The 19798-nt window shown below is 71.7% G+C and carries 17 protein-coding genes; 10 read left to right on the forward strand and 7 right to left on the reverse strand.

Translation table 11 applies throughout. The features are described from left to right. Positions 1 to 154: 154 nt before the first annotated feature. Positions 155 to 847: an SDR family oxidoreductase gene (locus ACIRGB_RS09910; RefSeq protein WP_403860989.1), complete on the forward strand. Its 693-nt coding sequence runs from the start codon at positions 155 to 157 to the stop codon at positions 845 to 847. 59 nt (positions 848 to 906) lie between these two features. On the opposite strand, the gene ACIRGB_RS09915 is transcribed toward ACIRGB_RS09910, so the two are convergent. Further along, entirely contained in the window at positions 907 to 1494 is a 588-nt protein-coding gene (locus tag ACIRGB_RS09915) for a TetR family transcriptional regulator (RefSeq protein ID WP_403862095.1), read from the reverse strand. A gap of 98 nt (positions 1495 to 1592) precedes the next feature. Here ACIRGB_RS09915 and ACIRGB_RS09920 point away from each other — a divergent pair, with 98 nt between their 5' ends. The 5 genes from ACIRGB_RS09920 to ACIRGB_RS09940 all read left to right on the forward strand — a co-directional run bounded on the left by ACIRGB_RS09920 (position 1593) and on the right by ACIRGB_RS09940 (position 9495). Continuing rightward, positions 1593 to 3107, forward strand: a complete 1515-nt coding sequence (locus tag ACIRGB_RS09920) for a glycoside hydrolase family 3 protein (protein WP_403860992.1) — start codon at positions 1593 to 1595, stop codon at positions 3105 to 3107. Positions 3108 to 3196: 89 nt separating this feature from the next. Next, complete coding sequence (gene surE / locus ACIRGB_RS09925) at positions 3197 to 4294, forward strand: 5'/3'-nucleotidase SurE (RefSeq protein WP_403860995.1); 1098 nt, start codon at positions 3197 to 3199, stop codon at positions 4292 to 4294. 25 nt (positions 4295 to 4319) lie between these two features. Continuing rightward, positions 4320 to 5804, forward strand: coding sequence for a carboxylesterase/lipase family protein (locus ACIRGB_RS09930; RefSeq protein WP_403860998.1), 1485 nt, complete (start codon positions 4320 to 4322; stop codon positions 5802 to 5804). A gap of 53 nt (positions 5805 to 5857) precedes the next feature. Continuing rightward, entirely contained in the window at positions 5858 to 8125 is a 2268-nt protein-coding gene (locus tag ACIRGB_RS09935) for a glycoside hydrolase family 3 C-terminal domain-containing protein (protein WP_403861001.1), read from the forward strand. 152 nt (positions 8126 to 8277) lie between these two features. Next, the gene (locus ACIRGB_RS09940) at positions 8278 to 9495 is read left to right on the forward strand and encodes a metallophosphoesterase (protein WP_403861004.1); all 1218 of its coding nucleotides are present in this window, start codon (positions 8278 to 8280) and stop codon (positions 9493 to 9495) included. A gap of 105 nt (positions 9496 to 9600) precedes the next feature. On the opposite strand, the gene ACIRGB_RS09945 is transcribed toward ACIRGB_RS09940, so the two are convergent. Then, the gene (locus tag ACIRGB_RS09945; RefSeq protein WP_403861007.1) at positions 9601 to 10185 is read right to left on the reverse strand and encodes a TetR family transcriptional regulator; all 585 of its coding nucleotides are present in this window, start codon (positions 10183 to 10185) and stop codon (positions 9601 to 9603) included. Positions 10186 to 10266: 81 nt separating this feature from the next. Between ACIRGB_RS09945 and ACIRGB_RS09950 the strand changes: the two genes are divergently transcribed. Next, complete coding sequence (locus tag ACIRGB_RS09950) at positions 10267 to 11148, forward strand: SDR family NAD(P)-dependent oxidoreductase (protein ID WP_403861010.1); 882 nt, start codon at positions 10267 to 10269, stop codon at positions 11146 to 11148. Between the two features lie 85 nt (positions 11149 to 11233). Further along, positions 11234 to 11623 carry a hypothetical protein gene (locus ACIRGB_RS09955; RefSeq protein ID WP_403861013.1) on the forward strand — a complete coding sequence of 130 codons (390 nt, stop codon included), beginning with the start codon at positions 11234 to 11236 and terminating at the stop codon, positions 11621 to 11623. 93 nt (positions 11624 to 11716) lie between these two features. On the opposite strand, the gene ACIRGB_RS09960 is transcribed toward ACIRGB_RS09955, so the two are convergent. Beyond that, positions 11717 to 12307, reverse strand: coding sequence for a TetR/AcrR family transcriptional regulator (locus tag ACIRGB_RS09960; protein ID WP_403861016.1), 591 nt, complete (start codon positions 12305 to 12307; stop codon positions 11717 to 11719). Between the two features lie 202 nt (positions 12308 to 12509). Between ACIRGB_RS09960 and ACIRGB_RS09965 the strand changes: the two genes are divergently transcribed. Further along, a complete protein-coding gene (locus ACIRGB_RS09965) occupies positions 12510 to 13442 on the forward strand; it encodes an alpha/beta fold hydrolase (protein ID WP_403861019.1) in 933 nt (310 codons plus the stop codon). 229 nt (positions 13443 to 13671) lie between these two features. Further along, positions 13672 to 14697: a zinc-binding dehydrogenase gene (locus ACIRGB_RS09970; RefSeq protein ID WP_403861021.1), complete on the forward strand. Its 1026-nt coding sequence runs from the start codon at positions 13672 to 13674 to the stop codon at positions 14695 to 14697. A 12-nt stretch (positions 14698 to 14709) separates the two neighbouring features. Here ACIRGB_RS09970 and ACIRGB_RS09975 read toward each other — a convergent pair whose 3' ends face one another. The 4 genes from ACIRGB_RS09975 to ACIRGB_RS09990 all read right to left on the reverse strand — a co-directional run bounded on the left by ACIRGB_RS09975 (position 14710) and on the right by ACIRGB_RS09990 (position 19792). Continuing rightward, positions 14710 to 15489, reverse strand: a complete 780-nt coding sequence (locus ACIRGB_RS09975) for a response regulator transcription factor (RefSeq protein WP_403861024.1) — start codon at positions 15487 to 15489, stop codon at positions 14710 to 14712. A 31-nt stretch (positions 15490 to 15520) separates the two neighbouring features. After that, on the reverse strand, positions 15521 to 17224 hold the full coding sequence (locus ACIRGB_RS09980; protein WP_403861027.1) for an amidohydrolase: 1704 nt from the start codon (positions 17222 to 17224) through the stop codon (positions 15521 to 15523). Positions 17225 to 17382: 158 nt separating this feature from the next. After that, positions 17383 to 18687, reverse strand: a complete 1305-nt coding sequence (locus ACIRGB_RS09985) for a glycoside hydrolase family 125 protein (protein ID WP_403861030.1) — start codon at positions 18685 to 18687, stop codon at positions 17383 to 17385. 61 nt (positions 18688 to 18748) lie between these two features. Next, positions 18749 to 19792: a LacI family DNA-binding transcriptional regulator gene (locus ACIRGB_RS09990; protein ID WP_403861033.1), complete on the reverse strand. Its 1044-nt coding sequence runs from the start codon at positions 19790 to 19792 to the stop codon at positions 18749 to 18751. Positions 19793 to 19798: the final 6 nt, after the last annotated feature.

Consider the following 19798-nt stretch of genomic DNA (forward strand, 5'->3'; position numbering starts at 1 on the left):
TGGTCCGGGTGACGGGGGAGGTTGCGTTTGTACCCCCCATAAACGCGACCTTGCCCGCCTCTGCCGGCGCCGGTTTCCTGAGGTCGGCGGGCTTGAACGGCACCCCTCCCAGCGGGCCGCCCGCCGTCCCCTTCCACACCTCAGGAGCACGGCCATGGCCAGCAAGACCGTACTGATCACCGGCGCGACCAGTGGTATCGGCGCCCAAACCGCGCGGTTGCTCCTCGACCGCGGCCACCGTGTCGCGGTCACCGGCCGCGACGAGCGCAAACTGAGCACCTTCCTCGACCGGGCCGGCCACTCCGAGGGGCTGCTGGGCCTGGTGGCGGACGCGGCGGACTGGCAGGCCACCGAGTCGGTCGTGACCCGCACCGTCGAGCGCTTCGGTGCCCTTGACGCGGCGGTGGCCAACGCCGGATTCATGTCCGGTGGCTCCATCGGGGACGGCGACCCCGCACTGTGGTCGCCCATGGTCCTCACCAACGTCCTCGGCCCCGCCCTGCTGGCCCATGCCACCCTGCCGCACCTCGAGGCCACCGGCGGACGGCTGGTGCTCATCGGCAGCGTCGCCGGGCTGAAGAACTCCCCCGCCAATCTCTACTCGGCCACCAAGTGGGCTACCACCGGGCTCGCCGAGAACCTGCGCCTGCACGCCACGCCCCGCGGCGTCGGTGTCACGCTCGTCAACCCCGGAATGATCGACACTCCCTTCTGGCAGGGCGCCGGCGTTCCCCCCTTCGCCCTGTCTCCCCAGCCCATCGCCGAGGCCATCTGCTTCGCTCTCGACCAGCCGGCAGGCGTCGACCTCAACACCCTGACCATCCGGCCCCTCGGCCAGCCCGCCTGAACCTGCCGCTGGGACCCTCGTCGTCGCCGCGTCACCGCGTCGCCGCCGTGGCCGACGAGTCAGTCGGGCAGCGGCTTCGAGGGCAGGCGTGCTCCCGTGGTGGAGAGCGAGCGGTACAGCCTGTCGAGGTAGGTGCGCAGGCGCTGTGCCATGTCGACGGAGTCCGGGGCCAGGGCCCACTGGATCTGGTGTCCGTCCATGACGGCGAGGACTTCCTGGGCCGTCGCCGCACAGTCGGTGTCCGGGCCCAGCTCGCCCGTGCCGACCGCGGCCCGGAGGGTGTCGGCCAGCCGGGTGACGATCATGTCGTAGCGGCGCGTGAAGAAGGCGTGTGCGGGGTGCCCGGTTTCGGAGGACTCGCCGACCAGGACGTTGAACATCCGGGTGCGGCCCGGGCGGCGGCTGTTGTACGCGACGAGGTCGATCAGGCGCAGGAAGCAGTCCGCCGCGGAGTCGAACTCGGCGGCGAAGAACTGCTCGACGTCGTGTTCCTCGCTGCGCCCCAGCACGGAGACGAGCAGGTCCTCCTTGCTGCGGAAGTGGTGCAGCAGCCCACCCTGGGTGACGCCCACCTCCTTCGCGATGCGGGCCAGGGAGGAGGCGTGGAAGCCCCGCTGCGCAAAGTGCTCGACGGCGGCGTCGAGGATGCGCCGCCGCCGCTCGTCGCCGACCGCGTAGGGGCCGCGCGTCCCGGCTCCGTTCCGCGGGTGACGGCCGTTCGTCCGATTCGGCGGGCCCCCGGCAGATGGCGCAGTGGCACAACACCGTCCAGGAGCTCGCCGCCGGCACCCGTCTCGGCATCCCGGTGACCGTCTCCACCGATCCCCGTCACGCCTTCACCACCAACCTCGGCGCGTCGATGAGCGCCGGGGCGTTCTCCGCCTGGCCGGAGCCGACCGGTCTCGCCGCCGTACGCGACCCCCAACTCGTCCGCCGTTTCGCCGACACCGCCCGCCGCGAGTACCTGGCGGTCGGCCTGCGCGTCGCCCTGCATCCGCAGATCGACCTGGCGACCGAGCCGCGCTGGTCGCGCCAGGCGGCCACGTTCGGCGCCGACGCCACCCTGACGAGCGAGCTGGTCCAGGCGTACATCCACGGCTTCCAGGGGGAAGCACTCGGCGCCGACAGCGTGGCCACCATGGTCAAGCATTTCCCCGGCGGCGGCCCCCAGAAGGACGGCGAGGACCCGCACTTCCCGCACGGCAAGGAACAGGTCTACCCCGGCGGCATGCGCGACTACCACCTGCGGCCGTTCCGGGCCGCCATCGCCGCCGGAGCCTCGCAGATCATGCCGTACTACGGACAGCCCGTGGGCACCGACTGGGAAGAGGTCGGCTTCGGCTTCAACCACGGTGTGGTCACCGGGCTGTTGCGTGAGCGGCTGGGGTTCGAGGGCATCGTCTGCACCGACTGGGGTCTGCTCACCGACCACGAGATCTTCGGTGAGGTGCACGAGGCCCGTGCCTGGGGCGTCGAGCACCTCACGGTCGCCGAGCGCGCGGCGAAGGCCCTGGACGCGGGCGCCGACCAGTTCGGCGGCGAGGCGTGTCCCGAGATCGTGGTGGAACTGGTCCGCTCCGGCCGCGTCGGCGAGGAGCGTCTCGACATCTCCGTACGCCGCCTGCTGCGGGAGAAGTTCGTCCTTGGCCTCTTCGACGACCCCTTCGTGGATCCCGACCTGGCCGAGGAGATCGTCGGGAACAGCGAGTTCCGCAGGGCGGGCGAGGCAGCCCAGCGCCGCTCGTTGACCGTTCTGGTGAACCGTGACCGGACCGTGCCGGTGGCCTCGCCGCGTCCGAAGCTGTACGTGGAGGGCATCGACGCGGACACGGCGGCGCGGTACGGGGACGTGGTCGGTGACGCGGCCGGGGCGGACCTGGCCGTGCTGCGGCTGCACACGCCGTACGAGCCGCGGGACAACCGGTTCGAGGCGCTGTTCCACTCCGGGCGGCTGGACTTCACCGAGGAGGAGCTCAAGCCGGTCCTGCGGCTGCTGGACACCGTGCCGACCATCGTCTTCCTCAACCTCGAACGGCCCGCCGTCGTCCCCGAGGTGGCCGAACGGGCCGCCGCGCTCGTCGCGGACTACGGCGCGAGCGACGAAGCGCTGCTGGACGTGGCCTTCGGGCGCGCCCGGGCCGAGGGACGGCTTCCGTTCGAACTGCCCCGTTCGATGGCCGCGGTGGAGAAGTCCCGCGCCGACGTCCCCCACGACACCGCCGACCCGCTCTTCCCGTACGGCGCCGGTCTGGACCTCTGACCGACCGGCCCGCCCAGTCCACCGGGGGCGGCGCCGCCTGACCCGGCGCCGTCCCCGGTCTCCCGCCCCACCTGTGAAGGAATCCACTCATGGCCTCAGCTCCGCGCACGTTCCTCGTCGCCACCGTCGTGACCGGCGCCGTCCTGTCGGCCCTCGGCACGACCGCCGCGGCCGACCCCTCGTCACCCCCCGCCCTGAACCAGCACGCAGGCCCCTCCCGGCCGCTGGCCGGACTGCGGGTACTGCTGTCCAACGACGACTCCATGCGCGCCGCCAAGGCATCGCACTCCGACGGCCTCGGCCTGTACGAGCTGCGCAAGGCGCTGTGCGGCGCCGGAGCCGATGTCGTCGTCATGGCGCCCTGGCAGGTGCAGTCCGGGAAGGGCACCGCCGTCACCAACGGCGGCACGCTCACCCTCGCCCAGCGCACCCGCATGCCCGCGGAATACGAGAACGACTGTGCCGGCACCCCGTCCGGCTCCCCCGTCTACGGCATCTGCCTCTCCGACGGTCCCTGCGCCGCGGACAGCCCGAGCGCCACCCCCGCCGACACCGTCAAGTTCGCCCTGCGCACCGGTCTCGCCGCGAAGGCGGGCTGGACGGGCGGTCCCGATCTCGTGGTGACCGGCATCAACTCGGGCCCCGACGTCAGTGCCCAGGTCAACGACTCGGGCACGGTGAGCGCCGCGGTCGCCGCGATCGACCAGGGCGTTCCCGCAGTCGCCCTCTCCTCCTCGGGCGACGCCTCCCAGACGTCCTTCCCCGTCGCCAATTACCGTGCCCACGCCCGCTTCGCCGCGGCCCTTCTCGCCGGGATGCGCGGCCGCGGGCTGTTCACCGACCGCTTCGTGGTCAAGGTCGACTACCCGGACGTGAGCGCCGGGCAGCGGGCCAAGGCACCCGTGTGGACGCGGGTCGGACACGGGCAGGTCGTCTGGCACGCCTACCGGCCCGCGCCGCGAAGCGGTGCGGAAAGCTACGACATCACCTTCGGCGTGTGTCCCGACCGTCCCGGCGACCCGTGCACCGAGACCGTGCCGAACGCCGATTCCACCGCCCTGCTGACGCGGGGTCACATCGCGGTCGCCCCGGTCACCGCCGACCGCGCCTACGGCGTCAGGACCGACGACGACGGGAAACTCGACAGGCTGAAGCACTACGTCACCCACGACGCCCCGCGCTCCTGACCCTCCCACCCCCGTGGAGACCCGTATGCCCGACCCCGCCGCCGCTCCCCCCGTGACCGTCCGAACGCCCCACGGACCCGTACGCGGTGAGCGCCACGCCACCGGCGTGCGCTTCCTCGGCATTCCCTACGCCCAACCACCGGTCGGTGAACTCCGGTTCGCCGCGCCCGTGCCACCCGACCCGTGGGCCGGCGTCCTCGACGCGACCTCCTACGGGCCGACCGCGCAGCGCCGGCCGTTCGCCGAGGTCACCACCATCCCCGAGCCGTCCGTCCCCGGTGCGTCCACCCTCAATCTCAACGTCTTCACCCCCGACCCCTCCCCCGGCGCCGGCCTGCCGGTCCTGGTGTGGATCCACGGCGGAGGCTTCGTCGCCGGCTCGGCCGCGAGTCCCTGGTACGACGGCAGGGCCTTCAACCGGGACGGCGTCGTCCTGGTCTCCCTCGGCTACCGGCTCGGCGTCGAGGGCTTCCTCCACCTGCCCGACGCACCCGACAACCGGGGCGTGCGCGACTGGATCGCGGCCCTGGAATGGGTGCGTGACACCATCGCCCGCTTCGGCGGCGACCCCGGCAAGGTCACCGTCGCGGGCCAGTCGGCGGGCGGCGGGGCCGTACAGACGCTGCTCGCCACGCCCGCCGCCCAGGGCCTGTTCCGGGCGGCGATCTCGGTGTCCGGTGCCGTGATGGAGCCGCAGGACCGGGCGACCGCAGAGGCCGTCAGCCGGTTGTTCACGGCCCGTACCGGCGTCGCCGCGACGGCTGCCGCACTCCGGGAGGCGACCGACAGCGAACTGCTCGCCCACCAGGACGCCCTCCTCGCCCCCGGACCCGACCGCGCACGGTTGCAGCTGCTCGCCCTCGCCCCCTTCGCCGACGGTGAACTCGTCCCGCGACCGGTGCCCGAGGCGCTCGCCGCGGGCGACACGGGCGCGGACGTCCCGCTGCTGGCCGGCTTCACGGCACACGAGTTCAACGCCATACCGCGCCCCGGCCCCCTCGACGACGACCCGTACGCCATGCTCGCCGCCTTCGGCCTCGACGCCCGACGCGCCCGGCTCTTCCTCGACACACACGCCTCGTCCGTCCGGCCGGCTCTCCTGTGGGGCCAGGCGGTCACCGACGTGGTCTTCCGCGCGCCTACGCTGGCCATCGCCGACGCGCGAGCCCGGCTCGGACGGCCGACCTGGCTCTACCAGTTCACGCGACCGGCCACCGCGCCGGGCTTCGACGGCCTGGCGTACCACTGCACGGACCTGCCCTTCGCGTTCGACCTCCTCGACGCCGAGGGCGTCACGGCCGCCCTGGGCGAGGACCCGCCCCAGCACCTGGCCGACGCCGTGCACGCCGCCTGGGTCGCCTTCGTCCGAGAGCTGGATCCGGGGCCGTCCTGGCCCCGGTACAGCTCCGAGGGACGGCAGACGATGATCTGGGACGACACCCCGCGCGTCGAAGCCGACCCGCTGCGTCCGGTGCGTGAGACGTGGGCGCACCTGCCGCCGACGTCATGAAGCCGCTGACTCCCACCCCTCCCACCACTCCCCCCACTCCCTGGAGTTGACGTATGACCACTGATGCCCCGCGCCTCGACATCCCCGCGCTCACGCTGAAGGAGAAGGTCTCGCTGCTGGACGGCTCGGACTTCTGGCACACCCAGCCCGTGGAACGGCTCGGTATCCCGTCCGTGATGCTGTCGGACGGACCGCACGGACTGCGCAAGCAGCCCGAAGGCGGTGACCATCTGGGTCTCCTGGACAGCGTCCGTGCCACCTGCTTCCCGCCCGCCGCGGGTCTGGCGTCCAGCTGGGATCTCGAACTCCTCGGCCGGGTCGGCGAGGCCCTTGGACGCGAGTGCCGGGCGGAACGCGTCTCGGTCCTCCTCGGTCCCGGCGTCAACATGAAGCGCTCTCCGCTGTGCGGCCGCAACTTCGAGTACTTCTCCGAGGACCCGCATCTCGCCGGTGAACTCGGCGCCGCTCTGGTCAACGGCCTCCAGAGCGAGGGCGTCGGCGCGTCGCTCAAGCACTTCGCCGCCAACAACCAGGAGACGGACCGCATGACGGTCTCCGCCGAGATCGACGAGCGGACCCTGCGCGAGATCTACCTGCCCGCCTTCGAAACCGTCGTCACCAAGGCCCGGCCCTGGACCGTCATGTCCTCCTACAACAAGATCAACGGCACGTACGTCGCCGAAAGCCACCGCCTGCTCACCGGCATCCTGCGGGACGAGTGGGGGTTCGAGGGGCTGGTCGTCTCGGACTGGGGCGGCGTCGGCGACCGCCCGGAGACCGTCGCCGCGGGGGTCGATCTGGAGATGCCCTCCTCCGGCGGGGCGGGCGCCCGCGCGATCCTCGACGCGCTGGCCGCCGGGCGACTCGACGAGGGCGACATCGACGCGGCGGCCACCCGCGTGCTCACCCTCGTCGACCGTGCGCTGCCCGCCCTGGACGAGGGGTCCGCCGGCGTGACCTTCGACGCCGACGCCCACCACGCCCTCGCCCGCGAAGCCGCCACCGCGAGCGCCGTACTGCTGAAGAACGACGACGCGCTGCTGCCTCTCGACCCGGACGCCGGTGGCGCCATCGCCGTGGTCGGCGAGTTCGCCCGCACCCCCCGCTTCCAGGGCGCGGGATCGTCCCAGGTCAACCCCACCCGTGTCGATACGGCGCTGGACGCGCTGCGGGCCGCACTCGACGGCCGACGTGAAGTGATCTTCGCCCCCGGCCATGTGATCGAGTCCGAGGAAGCCGACCCCGCACTCGTCGCCGAGGCCGTCCGCGCGGCGGCGGCCGATGTCGTCGTCCTGTTCCTCGGGCTGCCGCCGTCGTACGAGTCCGAGGGGTACGACCGGCCCCACATGGACCTGCCGGCCCAGCAGATCGCCCTGCTGGACGCCGTCGTCGACGCCAACCCCCGCACGGTCGTCGTCCTGTCCAACGGTTCCGTCGTCACCCTCGATCCCTGGCACCACCGCGTACCGGCCGTGCTCGAAGCGTGGCTGCTCGGCCAGGCCGGCGGCTCGGCCGTCGCGGACCTGCTGCTCGGCGGGGCGAACCCGTCCGGCAAACTCGCCGAGACCATTCCCCGGCGGTACGCGGACACCCCGACCGTCGGCACCTTCCCCGGAGAGTTCGGCCGCGTCCGCTACGCCGAGGGCCCGCTCGTCGGCTACCGCTGGTACGACACCCGCCGGATGCCGGTCGCCTACCCGTTCGGACACGGCCTGTCCTACACGACGTTCGCCTACAGTGACCCGCGCGTCACCGTCCGGGCCGACGGCGACGATCCCCGCGTCGACGTCACCCTGACGGTGACGAACACCGGCGAGCGGGCCGGTGCCGAGACCGTCCAGCTCTACGTCACCGACCCGGAGGCGTCCGTCCACCGTCCCGAGCAGGAACTGCGCGCCTTCACGCGCGTCTTCCTCGAAGCGGGCCGGAGCGAACGCGTCACCATGACGCTCAACCGCCGGGCCTTCGCCTTCTGGCACGAGATCGCCGGTCACTGGGTGGTCGAAGGCGGCACGTTCGGCCTGCGGCTCGGCGCCTCCTCCCGCGACATCCGGCTGGAGACCACCGTCGAACTCAGCGGCGACGCGTTCACCGTGCCGCTCACCGCCGACACCACGGTGGAGGAGTGGCTCGCCCACCCCGCGGCCGGCCCCTGGCTGCGCGAGGCGCTCGGGACCGAGGGGTTCGCGGCGATCCTGTTCGACCCGCGCAACGGCGCCATGATGCGCGCGATCCCCCTCAGCCGCCTGGCCCGGTTCCCGGGCTTCCCCGTCGACACGGACCAGGTGGCCGCGGCGGTGGCGAAGTACACGGAGCGCTGACCTGCGTCTGCCGCGAGCACAGGAGGGTGGACGTGGAGCGGCCGGGTCCAGGGGGCGTCGAGGTCGGTCCGCTCGCCGGCCCGCGACGTGAGCCGGACCGCGGGCGACCGGATACAGTGCGCGGGTCCGCAGTCTGGTGAGGGAGGGGAAGCATGACCGACACCAGCAGCACCCGGTCGGCCGAGGATGGGGCGCGAGCGCCGCGACAGAGCCCGCTGCTCCGTCTGATGCGCTACCTCCCCCTGATCGCCCCCCTCCTGCTGTGGGCCGTGCCCTGCTGGGTGCTCCTGCACGCCGGCCAGCACTGGCCCCTGCCCGTCACGCTGGCCGGCACCGCCCTGTTCGCCCTGGGCCTCGCCGGTATGCCGCTGGCGATGGTGCGCGGTCATGGCCGACGCCAGCAGGACCGGGCGGCGATCGTCGGTGACACCCTGCTGGGCGCCAGCTGGGTCCTTTTCACCTGGTCCGTGCTGCTCGGCGTCTTCTTGCGGCTCGCCCTGGCCGTGACCGGCGTCGGCGAGAGCCAGGACCGGGCCCGCATCGTCACCTGGGCCGTCCTCGGCGTGGCCGCCGCGCTGCTGGCCTGGGGGTATGCCGAGGCTCGCCGCGTGCCGCGTGTGCGCCGACTCGATGTGCGACTGCCGCGGCTGGGCGCCGGGTTGGACGGCCTCCGGGTCGCCCTCATCACGGACACCCACTACGGCCCGCTCGACCGCGCCCGCTGGTCGGCCCGGGTGTGCGAGACGGTGAACGCCCTCGAGGCCGACCTGGTCTGCCACACCGGCGACATCGCGGACGGTACGGCCGAACGCCGCCGTGCCCAGGCCGTGCCGCTCGGTACCGTCCGGGCCACCCATGCCCGGGTCTACGTCACCGGCAACCACGAGTACTACAGCGAGGCCCAGGGCTGGGTCGATCTGATGGACGAGCTGGGCTGGGAGCCGCTGCGCAACCGCCATCTCCTGCTCGAACGCGGAGGCGACACCCTTGTGGTCGCGGGCGTGGACGACGTCACCGCCGAATCGTCCGGTCTGGCGGGCCACGGCGCCCACCTCACCGGGGCCCTGAAGGGCGCCGACCCCGATCTGCCCGTCCTGCTCCTCGCGCACCAGCCCAAGTTCGTCGACCGGGCGGCAGCGGCCGGCGTCGACCTCCAGCTCTCCGGCCACACCCACGGCGGCCAGATCTGGCCCTTCCACCACCTGGTCCGCCTCGACCAGCCCGCCCTCGCCGGTCTCAGCCACCACGGCGCCCGCACCCTCCTCTACACCAGCCGCGGCACCGGCTTCTGGGGTCCGCCGTTCCGTGTCTTCGCCCCCAGCGAGATCACCCTGCTCGTCCTCCGCAGCCCGCAGACGACGACGTCGTAGCACAGGACGGGTCGACGCCTCGTCCGGCCGACGCACTGAGCACGGTGTCGCAGCACGTCGTTCCGGAGGACCCCGGCTCGCCGTCGAGTACCCGGCTCACGGTGGCTACAGGTCGCGGTTCACGTGGACCTGGCGGAACCCCTGCTCCAGCAGAGCCGAGCGGTTCGCACGCCCGTTGGACCGCACCCACTGGCTGGACACGGCGTCGAGTACCGCGGTGGCGGCGTTGGTGAGCAGGTCCGCGGTGTAGGCGTCGATGCCGGCCCCCGGCCGGTTCCGCAGCGCATCGCTGACGCGCCGCCGCCATTCCGCTCTCCGCTGGTGGAGGCGTCCTACCAGCGCAGGGGTGGCCTCGATGAGGCGCAGCGTCGCGAGTACCTGCTCGCCGGCATGGATCTCCTCCTGCCAGGCCCGTAGGACCTGACGCAGAGAGTCCCAGGGGTCTTCCTCGGCGGGGCGTGCCGCGATGTCGGCGACCACCTTCTCTCCGGTGAGGTCGATGCCGTCGAAGACGACGTCTTCCTTGGTGGGGAAGTACCGGAAGAAGCTGCGTTTGGTCATGCCGGCCGCCCGAGCGATGTCCTCGACGGTCGTGTCGTCGAAGCCCTGGCGGACGAACAGGCCGATGGCCACGTCGGCCAGCTCTGCCCGTACTGCTCTGCGGGTGCGTTCACGCAGTCCTTCTTCCATGCGCGAAGCCTACTTTGCATCACTCGATGACTGTAGTGTCACCGAGTGACAGGTGCAGGCGGACCGAAGGGAGCGGTGACCGTGGAAGGCAAGACCGTGCTGATCACCGGCAGCACCGGGGGCATCGGCAAGGAGACGGCACGTCAGCTGGCGGAACTCGGCGCCGCCGTCATCCTCGTCGGCCGTGACACGTACCGCGCCGAGACTGCCGCGGCGGAACTCCGCCGCTCCAGCGGGAACGAGGGCGTCACGGCGATCACGACCGACATGTCCCGCCTCCGCGACGTCCGTCGGCTCGCCGAGGAGGTCGGCACCCGGACCGGCGGCGTGGATGTGCTGATCAACAACGCCGGGGCGACCCGGTCCCACCGCGAACTGACCGAGGACGGCATCGAGACCGCGTTCGCGGTCAACGTGGTCGCGCCGTTCTGCCTCACGCACTGGCTGATGCCGGCCCTGACGGCCTCGGGAGCGGCCCGGGTCATCAACATCACCGGCGGCATTCCACGGGGACGGATCGACCTGGACAACCTCCAGGGCGAGAAGTCCTATGTCGGACTGTCGTTCTACAACCAGACCAAGTTGGTACAGATGGCCATGAGTTACCGCTTCGCCCAGCAGCTCGAGGCGACACCGGTGACGCTGAACGTCGCCTACCCCGGGCACGCCTACACCTCGATGAACAACAACCTCGCCACCAGCGCCTACCCGCCCCTGGCCCGCCCGATCGTGCCGCTCCTGCGGCTCGCGATGCCCCTCGTGTACGGGCACCGGGCGCTGCTCAAAGCCACCCGCTCCAGCGTGTACCTCGCGTCCAGTCCCGAGGTACAGGAAACCAACGGCACCTACTTCAACAGCAAGGCGATCCCCACCCCGTGGCCCGACGCGGCCCTGGACGACACCACGCGCAACACCGTCTGGGAACTGTGCGAGACCTACCGCGATCGTCCGACCGCCACCTGACACCCACCGCCACCAGGGACGGCGGGCTTGCGGTCTCGCGGACAGGGCATCCGCCCCCTGTACGAATAAAAAAAGGGGGGCATGGATGAGTTCACAGCTGGAGGTCTTCCTGGCGCGCGGCGACACGGACGACCCGTCGGACTGGGCATGGGTCGCCGGGGCCTTCGCGCTCTACTTGCTCATCGGATACGGGCTGGAGTACCGAGCGAAGAAGCGCAGAGGTGTTGAACGCCCGGTCAAAGCAGCGGCACGAGGCCTCTTCCACGAGCGTGACGGCAACGATCCGTGGCAACACTTCGCCAGCCGCATGGTGATGCTGTGCGGCGCCCTGGCAGTGGGACTTGCCGGTTACTTCACCCGGCACGCACCCGCGGCAGTGCAGTTCCCGGTCGTTGGCACCGTGGCCCTGCTCGGCATCTTCGCGTGGGCGTACTTCGACCACCGTTCGGAACCACGCAGCGAAAGCAAGCCCTAGAGGTTCTTCACCGACTTCGCCCACTACGACCTGATCCACTTCCGATACACGCCTGCGTCCGGCACTTGATTCCAGTGGGTGCGGGAACGGCGTCTACTTGTTCGCGGCCAGCGTCTGTGCGAGGGCGTCGAGGGTCACGTTGACGATGGCGCGCAACTGTTCCGTGCTCGTCCCGGCTCTGCTCATGACGGCGAGGGACTGGTTCACGGCCGCAAGGTGGGCCGCGAAGGACTCGGCCGCCTCGTCATGCAGTCGGGCGGCCCTCAGTGCGGCAGAGAGCCGGGTGCGCTGGAAGCCGATCGCTTCCCGTGCGCGCGCCGCGACGCTCGCGCTCAGTACGGGGGTCGCCATGACCGTTTGGGCCACCAGGCACCCGCCGGGCAGGCCGGGGTCCGCGATGCGTTCCAGGGTGACGTCGAAGAACGCCCGCGCGGCCGCCAGGGGCCGGTCGGCGGCGCAGGACAACGCGGCGTCGTACTGGTCGCCGTAGCGCGTGGTGTAGCGCTCCAGGCAGCGCAGGAAGAGCGTGTCCTTGTCGCCGAAGGAGGAGTAGATGGAGCTGCGGTTGAGTCCGGTCGCCCGGGACAGGTCGTCCACGGACGTGTCTGCGTAGCCGGCCCGCCAGAACTGAAGCATCGCGGCATCGAGCGCCGTGGCGATGTCGAACCGCTTCTTGCCTGCCATGCCGCGCCTGCCTCCTGCTCCGCCTTCTCGGTGGAGACCATCCTCTCATCTTGAACCAGTCAGTTCAAGATGGGTTAGGGTGAAGGCGTGGTCATGACTGACACCGCTCAGGCCACGGCGCAGCGACCCGTGCCCCACGTGATCGCGGTCGGCGCCTCACCCGCACCATGCTCACCGCTCTGTCGCGCAGTGGAGGAGAACCATGAATGACCCCGCAACCGCCCCCCGCCTCTCCGGCCGTCCGGTCCGGGACCTGCCGTTGGCCGACCTGGCCGGCTTCACCCACCGTTGGGTCGACGCGGGCGGCGTCCGGCTTCACGCGGTCGAGGGCGGCCGGCCGGACGGTCCGGCCGTCGTGCTGCTCGCCGGGTTCCCGCAGACCTGGCGGGCGTGGCGCAAGGTAATGCCCCTCCTGGCCGACCGATTCCACGTCATCGCGATTGACCTGCCGGGCCAGGGCCACTCCGAACGCCCGGACATCAGCTACGACACGCACACGGTCGCGGCGCACGTCCACACCGCGGTCGAGGTGCTCGGCATCTCGGCATACCGGCTCGTCGCCCACGACATCGGCGCGTGGGTCGCCTTTTCCCTCGCCCTGAAGTACCAGGACCAGTTGCGCGGCCTGGCCCTGCTCGACGCCGGTATCCCCGGCATCACCCTCCCCGACGCCATTCCGACCGACCCCGAGAAGGCGTGGAAGACCTGGCACTTCGCCTTCCACCTCGTGCCCGAACTGCCCGAGACACTGCTCGCCGGCCGCGAACGGGAGTACGTCGGCTGGTTCCTCAAGGCCAAGACCCTCTCCCCCGACACCTTCGACGACGCCGAGATCGAGCAGTACGCCGCGTCCGTGGCCGCCACCGGCGGTCTGCACGCATCCCTGGCCTACTACCGGGACGCCGCCGTGTCGGCGCGCAAGAACCACGAAGCGCTGGAGCAACAGCGCCTGAGGGTCCCGGTTCTCGGGATCTCCAGCAGCCACGGCTCCATCCCCGACATGGCGGCTTCCGTCAGGCCGTGGGCAGCCCACGCCACCGGGGTCTTCGTGCCGGACGCAGGACACTTCATCCCCGATGAGCAGCCCGACGCGGTCGCCGCCGCGCTGACCGACTTCCTCACCGGAGACGACTGAGACCGGGCGGAAGCCGGATGGCGTCCCCGTTCGTACTCGATTTTGGGGACTGGTCGGGTTGCACGGGTCAAGCCGGTTCTGGTTAGGGTCGGTTGCAGTGCTTGGGAAGCAGGCGCTGCCTGCGGCCGGCGTGCAGGAGGCGATCGCGGCCCTTCGTCATGCCCGCCGTACCGCATTGGAGCTTCCCATGGGCCATCTTTCCGAGTATCCGGGCGGAGAAGCCGCCCCGATGTCGTCGCCCGGATCGGAGCCCGCCCAGAAGGGCCCCCGCTGGACACGGGAGCAGCTCGATCGACGCAACCGACGGCTGGGGCATGCCGGCATCGCCCGCGCTCAGGACATCCTTGCCCGGCGCTACCGCCTCGAGTGCGCCGACGCGGCGTTCGAGCTGCTCAAGACCTCGTCGCAGCAGTCCAACGTCAAGCTCCACACACTCGCCGACGCGGTCGTTCGCACACCGGCACCGGACCAGGACGCGACGTCGTGGTTTGCCGGCAGGGGCCGTTTCAGCCCGCCACGGCTGCCCGGGCTGCGCCTGGACGCGGGCTCACGCCACAGCCAGGGTGCCGTACTCAAGGCGACACTGCACCGCCTGCTGACGATCACGCAGACACCGATGGGCAATGTCCAACTGGCGGAGAGCGGTCGACTCCATCTGGCCCGGCACACGGGCCTGAACAGGTACTTCACCGACTTCTTCGCGTTCGTCGAGACGCCCACCACCCTCTGCGCGCAGGCGGCCTCCGCCGGCGTGCTGGTCAACGGCGCCGGCGGAGCGGTCGGCGGCTACGCGGTGCAGCTGGCCAAGAAGGCCGGCGCCCATGTCATCGCCACGGCCAGCCCGCGCAGCAGGGAGGCGGTCGCCTCGGCCGGGGCCGACGAAGTCGTCGACCACACGACCACCGGCGTCACCGCGGCGGTGACCGAGCCGGTCGACCTCGCGCTCAACCTCGCGCCGGTCGACCCCGCCGAACTGGCCGCGCTGGTCACCCTGGTCCGTCCCGGCGGGGTCCTCGTGAACACCACGGTCTGGATGCCCGCTCCCGGCGACGAGGAGCGCGGCGTACGGGGCATCGACCTGTTCGTCCGCAGCGACGCCGACCAGTTGGGGAAGCTGGTGGCGCTGATCGACGGCGGCGAGCTGCACGTCGCCGTCACCGAGCGGGTGGCGCTGTCCGAACTCCCGGCCCTGCACGCCCGCGCCGCCGAGGGCTCGGTGCACGGTAAGGTCGTCGTCCTCCCGCCCGCCGCCTGACATCGCTCACCGCTAGTGGGACGGCCCGTCCGTGATTCCCCAGGCGGCGGCTCGGGCGGCGGCGGCCGCGCGGTTGGGGAGGCCGAGCTTGGCGAGGATGTGCTCGATGTGGGTCCCCACGGTGCGCGGCGTGATGTACAGCCGCTCGGCGATCTCCCGGTTGGTGCGGCCGGCGGTCAGTTCGGCCAGCACCTGGAGTTCACGGGGCGAGAGCCCGTTGGGCCGCCGGGCACCGGCGGCGCGGTCGGCGGCGGCAGGGGCGTCGGACGTCAGGCCCGCGCGGGGGTCGACGGCCGCGGCGAGTGCCTCGGTGAGCAGGGTGACCACGGCGCGCGCCGGATCGGGCGCGCGCCGCGGTCGACGGATGCTGACGTTCAGCATGCCGACGTACCGGCCGTCGGCGGCGAACAGGCACTGGGCCACGCCGTCCTCGATGCCGAGGGGACACAGCACCTTCTGGAAGCCCGGGGACACCTCCAGGAGCTGCCGGGGGACATCCGTGAGCCAGAGGCCGCCTCGGGCGGGGTCGCGGAGCACGGGGAACACCGGGTCGTGCTGGAGGCGGGTTTCGATGTAGGCCGTGGCGTCGTCCGGGTAGCTCCCGGCCAGGGTGGTGTGGCGCCGCCGCAGCGGGTCCCAGCGGGCCAGGGAGGCGTGGTCGTACTCCATCACCTCCGACAGCGCCGCCAGGACCGTACCGACGCCCGTCGCGCCGCTCATGGCGCCCCTGGCGGCCTCGCGGACGTGGACGGCCGCGTCCAGGATGCCCGCCGTGCTCCGCTCCGCTGCCATGCCCCAAGGATGATCATGTGCGGGGAGTAGGTCAATCGCGCAGGGTGTCGTGGACGACCCGCCCGTCCACGACGGTGAGGACGACGGGCATCTCCGGTATGTCGTGCGGGTCGGCGGTCAGCAGGTCCCCGTCGAGTACGCAGAGGTCGGCGGCCTTGCCCGGCTCCAGGGAGCCCTTCCAGTCGTCGGCGAAGTCCTGCCAGGCCGCGTCGATCGTGTACGTGCGGAGCGCCTCGGCCAGGCCGATGCGCTGCTCGGGGCCGCTGATCCGGCCGGCGGCCTTCGACTCGCGCAGCACCATGGTGGCGACGCCCTGGCGCCAGTCCGGGTGAGTGACGGGGGCGTCGGACCCGCTCGCGACGCGCACGCCGGCGTCGAGGGCATCGCGGTAGGGCCATGCGTACGCCGCCCGTCCGGGGCCGACGAACGCCTCCTCCATGTCGGCGACGGTCCACTTGATGGTGGGGTTCATGTTGACGCCGAAGCCGTGCTCGGCCAGCACCTTCATGCTGTGCGCGGTGAGGAAGTCGCCGTGGATGACGTAGTGGCGGGCATCGGGCCGCGGGTGTTCGGCCATGGCCGCGGCGAAGGCGTCCGCGACGGTGTCGATGGCCCGGTCCCCGGTGACGTGCACGCCGAGCTGGTGCCCGGCGGCGTGGGCGTGCCGGATCATGGCGTCGATCCCGGCGACCCGCTCGGCGTCGGTCTCGCCGCCGACGCACAGGGACCCGCAGCCGCCACCGACGTACGGCTCGTGCATCCACGCGGTCTTGTTGGGGACGATGCCGTCGGCGAAGATCTTGACGCCGTGGATCGCGAGGCGGCGCGGATCGGCGTCACCGGACTCGGCGAGGGCGGTGAGGGCGCGGGCGAACTCCTCGGCGGTGCTCGCCATGCCGGTGGGCAGGAGCAGGACGCCGACGCGGGCGGTCAGTTCGCCGTCGGCCAGCAGCCTGCGGTAGACGTCGAGGGTCTCCCTGCCGAGCGCGCCCCGCATGATGCCGTCGCCGCCGGGGCCGAGCCCGGGCTCCGTGTAGCTGGTCACACCGAGCCGGGCGAGCGTGGCGAGGGTCGACCTGATCGCGTCGGTCCGCTCCTGCCGACTGAGCGGCGGCAGCGCGTTCTGGACGAGGGCCTGGGCCCCCTCGTGGAGCAGCCCGGTCGGCTCCCCGGCTTCGTCCACGACGATGGCCCCGCCGGGCGGCGCGACGGTGCGGCGGTCGATCCCGATGAGCTCCATCGCCTTGGAGTTGACCCAGGTGGCGTGCCCGGAGAAGGAGTACAGGGCGACGGGGTGGTGCGGGCTCACCGCGTCGAGGTCACGCCGCGAGGGCTGCCGCGACGGATCGGGGGCGCACTCGTCGAGGTAGCCGGTGTCCCAGCCGTGCCCCGTGATCCACTGACCGTCCGGAACCCGCCCGGCGGCCTCCCGTACCGCCTCGGCCACGTCGGCGAGGGAGGACACGGCGGGATGGCCGAGGTCGAGGGAGAGCGGCGGCGTCGCCATCCCGAAGGCGCATCCGTGCAGGTGGGAATCGTTGATGCCGGGAAGCAGTGTCGCCCCGCGCAGGTCGATGACGCGGGTGCCGGGTCCGACGAGCGGCGCGACGTCGTCCCTCCCGCCGACCGCACTGATGAGGCCGTCGGTCACCGCCAGGGCCGAGGCGACGGAGAACTCCGCGTCGACCGTGACCACCCGGCCGCCGAGGAACACCAGATCCGCATACGCGTCCACAGAAGGTCCTTTCCGTCATCGGGCGCACGACGGCCACCCGCGAAACGATCTCCCGAGGACTATGGCCACTCCCCCGGCCCCGGCACATCGGTCATCCCACCGATACGCGGTTCTCACAGCGGCGGGCGCCCGTCTCGTGCCGTCGGTCCGTGCCGGGTTCAGGTTCCCTTCTGCCACAGGGGCCGGGTGCCCAGTCCCACGGTGTCCAGGGCGAGTTCGGCGTACATCGCGTTGGCCCAGGAGAACCAGGGGCGGGTGAACCGGCGGGGATCGTCCTTGTGGAACGACTCGTGCATCTGGCCGGTGCCCGCGTCGGTCGAGAGCAGGGTCGTCAGGGCCCTCACCCGCTCGGTGGTGTCGTCGGCGGTCAGTCCCTGGACGGCGATGGCGATGGGCCAGATGTGCTCGTCGGGCGTGTGCGGGCTGCCGATGCCTTCGGCCGCCGCCCCCTGGTGCCAGGTGGGGTTCGCCGATGAGAGGACGAACCGCCGGGTCGCGAGGTACACCGGGTCGGTGGTGGGGATGTTCGCGACGAGGGGCAGGGAGAGCAGCCCGGGCATGTTGGCGTCGTCCATCAGTACCGCGTTGCCGTTGCCGTCCACCTCGTACGCGTACATCCGGCCGACGTCGGGGTGACGCACGATGCCGTGCCGTACGGTGGCCGCCCGCAGCTCGGCCGCCAGTCCGGCGGCGTCCTCGGCGAGTTCGGTGTCGTGTGCGTGGCGCGCCAGTTCGGCGGTGCCGTCGAGCGCGGCGGCGGCGCAGAGGTTCGCCGGGATGTTGTAGCCGAGGGCGCAGGCGTCGTCGCTGGGCCGGAACCCGCTCCAGGTCATCCCGGTCCGGGCGACGGGCGTGCCTCGTCCGGCGTTCGGCAGGGTATCGCTCGGTGGGCCGTTCTCGCGGCGGAAGCGGTACGTGGAGAGACGTTCGTGGTCCTGCTCCGTGCGCCACACCGAGATGACGGTGCGCGCGGTCCTGAGCATCGCGGGGACGTGGTCGGTCCGTCCGGTCGCCGCCCAGAAGCGGTGGGCCAGCAGCAAGGGGAAGGCCAGGGAGTCGACTTCGTACTTCTCCTCCCACACCCAGGGGTCCCCGCACAGGTCCTCGGGATCGTGGGCCTGCCCGGAGGGTTCCGCGTTGAAGGCGTTGGCGTAGGGATCGTGTGCGATCTGCTGGAACTGCCGGCGCAGCACGGCGAGCAGGAGGTCCTGGAGGGCGGTGTGATCCTTCAGGAGAGCCAGGTACGGCATCAGCTGCGTGGACGAGTCGCGCAGCCACATGGCGGGGATGTCGCCGGTCACGACGAAAGCGGTGCCGTCGGGCATCGGCCGGATGGTGCGGGCCAGGGTGTCGTTCAGGCAGCGGGTCAGCGTCTGGCCGAAGCGCGGGTCCCCGAGGCCGTCAAGGCGGTGAACGGCCTCTTGCACGATCGGGTGGTCGGTGACGCCGGTGGGAAAGCTCATGGGTCGGCCTTTCGGCGGTCGGCGGGCGGCCGTCGTCGGTCGGAGGCTTGTTGACGGGGTGTCAGGCGCTGGCGGGCGGGTGACCGGGTCCGGGCGCGGAGGGTACGCCGTGGCGGACGACGCGCGTGGGCACGGTGACGCGACGGGAGGCCCGCGGCGCCGCGTCGTCGTCCTGTTCGAGTCGGTCGATCAGCAGCCGCGCGGCCTGGCGGCCGATCTCGTCGGCGTCGTAGGAGACGAGGGTCAGCGGCAGACCGAGGACGTCGGAGAGGTCGAAGTCGTCGAAACCGGCGACGGGCAGGGTAGTTCCGGATTTGTACAGGGCCCGGATCGCGCCCTGGCTGATGCGGTTGTTGGTGCAGAACAGCGCGGTGGGGGGTGCGGCCAGGCCGAGCAGGTCGAGAGTGGCGCGCTCCGCCGTCGCGGCGTCGACCAGACCCTGGCGGATGAGGGCGTTGTCCGGTTCGATGCCGACTTCTTCGTGTGCCGCCCAGAATCCGCGCAGGCGTTCGGCACCGGTGTACAGCGCCGGCGGGTTGCCGAGGAAGGCGATGCGGGTCTGTCCGTCGGCGAGGAGGCATGCGGTGGCCTCGCGTGCGCCGTGGAAGTCCTCGACCAGGACGCAGTCGGTGTCGAGTCCGGCGGGCGGCCGTGCGGCGAGGACGACGGGGACGTGCCGCATGGCCCGGGCCAGGTGCTGCTGCCGGCTGCCGGCCGGGACCACGATCAGCCCTTCGACCTGGTGGTCCACGAGGCCGTCGATGAGTCCGGGTTCGCGGTCGGCCTGTTCGCCGGAGTTGCTGAGCAGGACGCGCAGGCCGTACTCGGTCGCGACTTCCTGGACGCCGAGGGCGAGGCGTGAGTAGAAGGGGTTGGCGAGGTTGGTGACGACGAGGCCGATCATCCCGCTGCCCCCGAGGCGGAGACTGCGTGCGGTCTGGTTGCGGCGGTACCCCAGTCGGTCGACCGCCGCGAAGACCCGCTCGCGGGTCGCTTCCGACACACCGGGGTCGTTCTTGAGCACACGCGAGACGGTCATCGCGCTGACCTGCGCGAGCTTGCCGACGTCGTGCATGGTCGGCCCGCTGCCCCGGCGAGCGGTCATGCTCCT

The sequence above is a fragment of the Streptomyces sp. NPDC102490 genome, assembly GCF_044765285.1.
Lineage (GTDB): Bacteria > Actinomycetota > Actinomycetes > Streptomycetales > Streptomycetaceae > Streptomyces.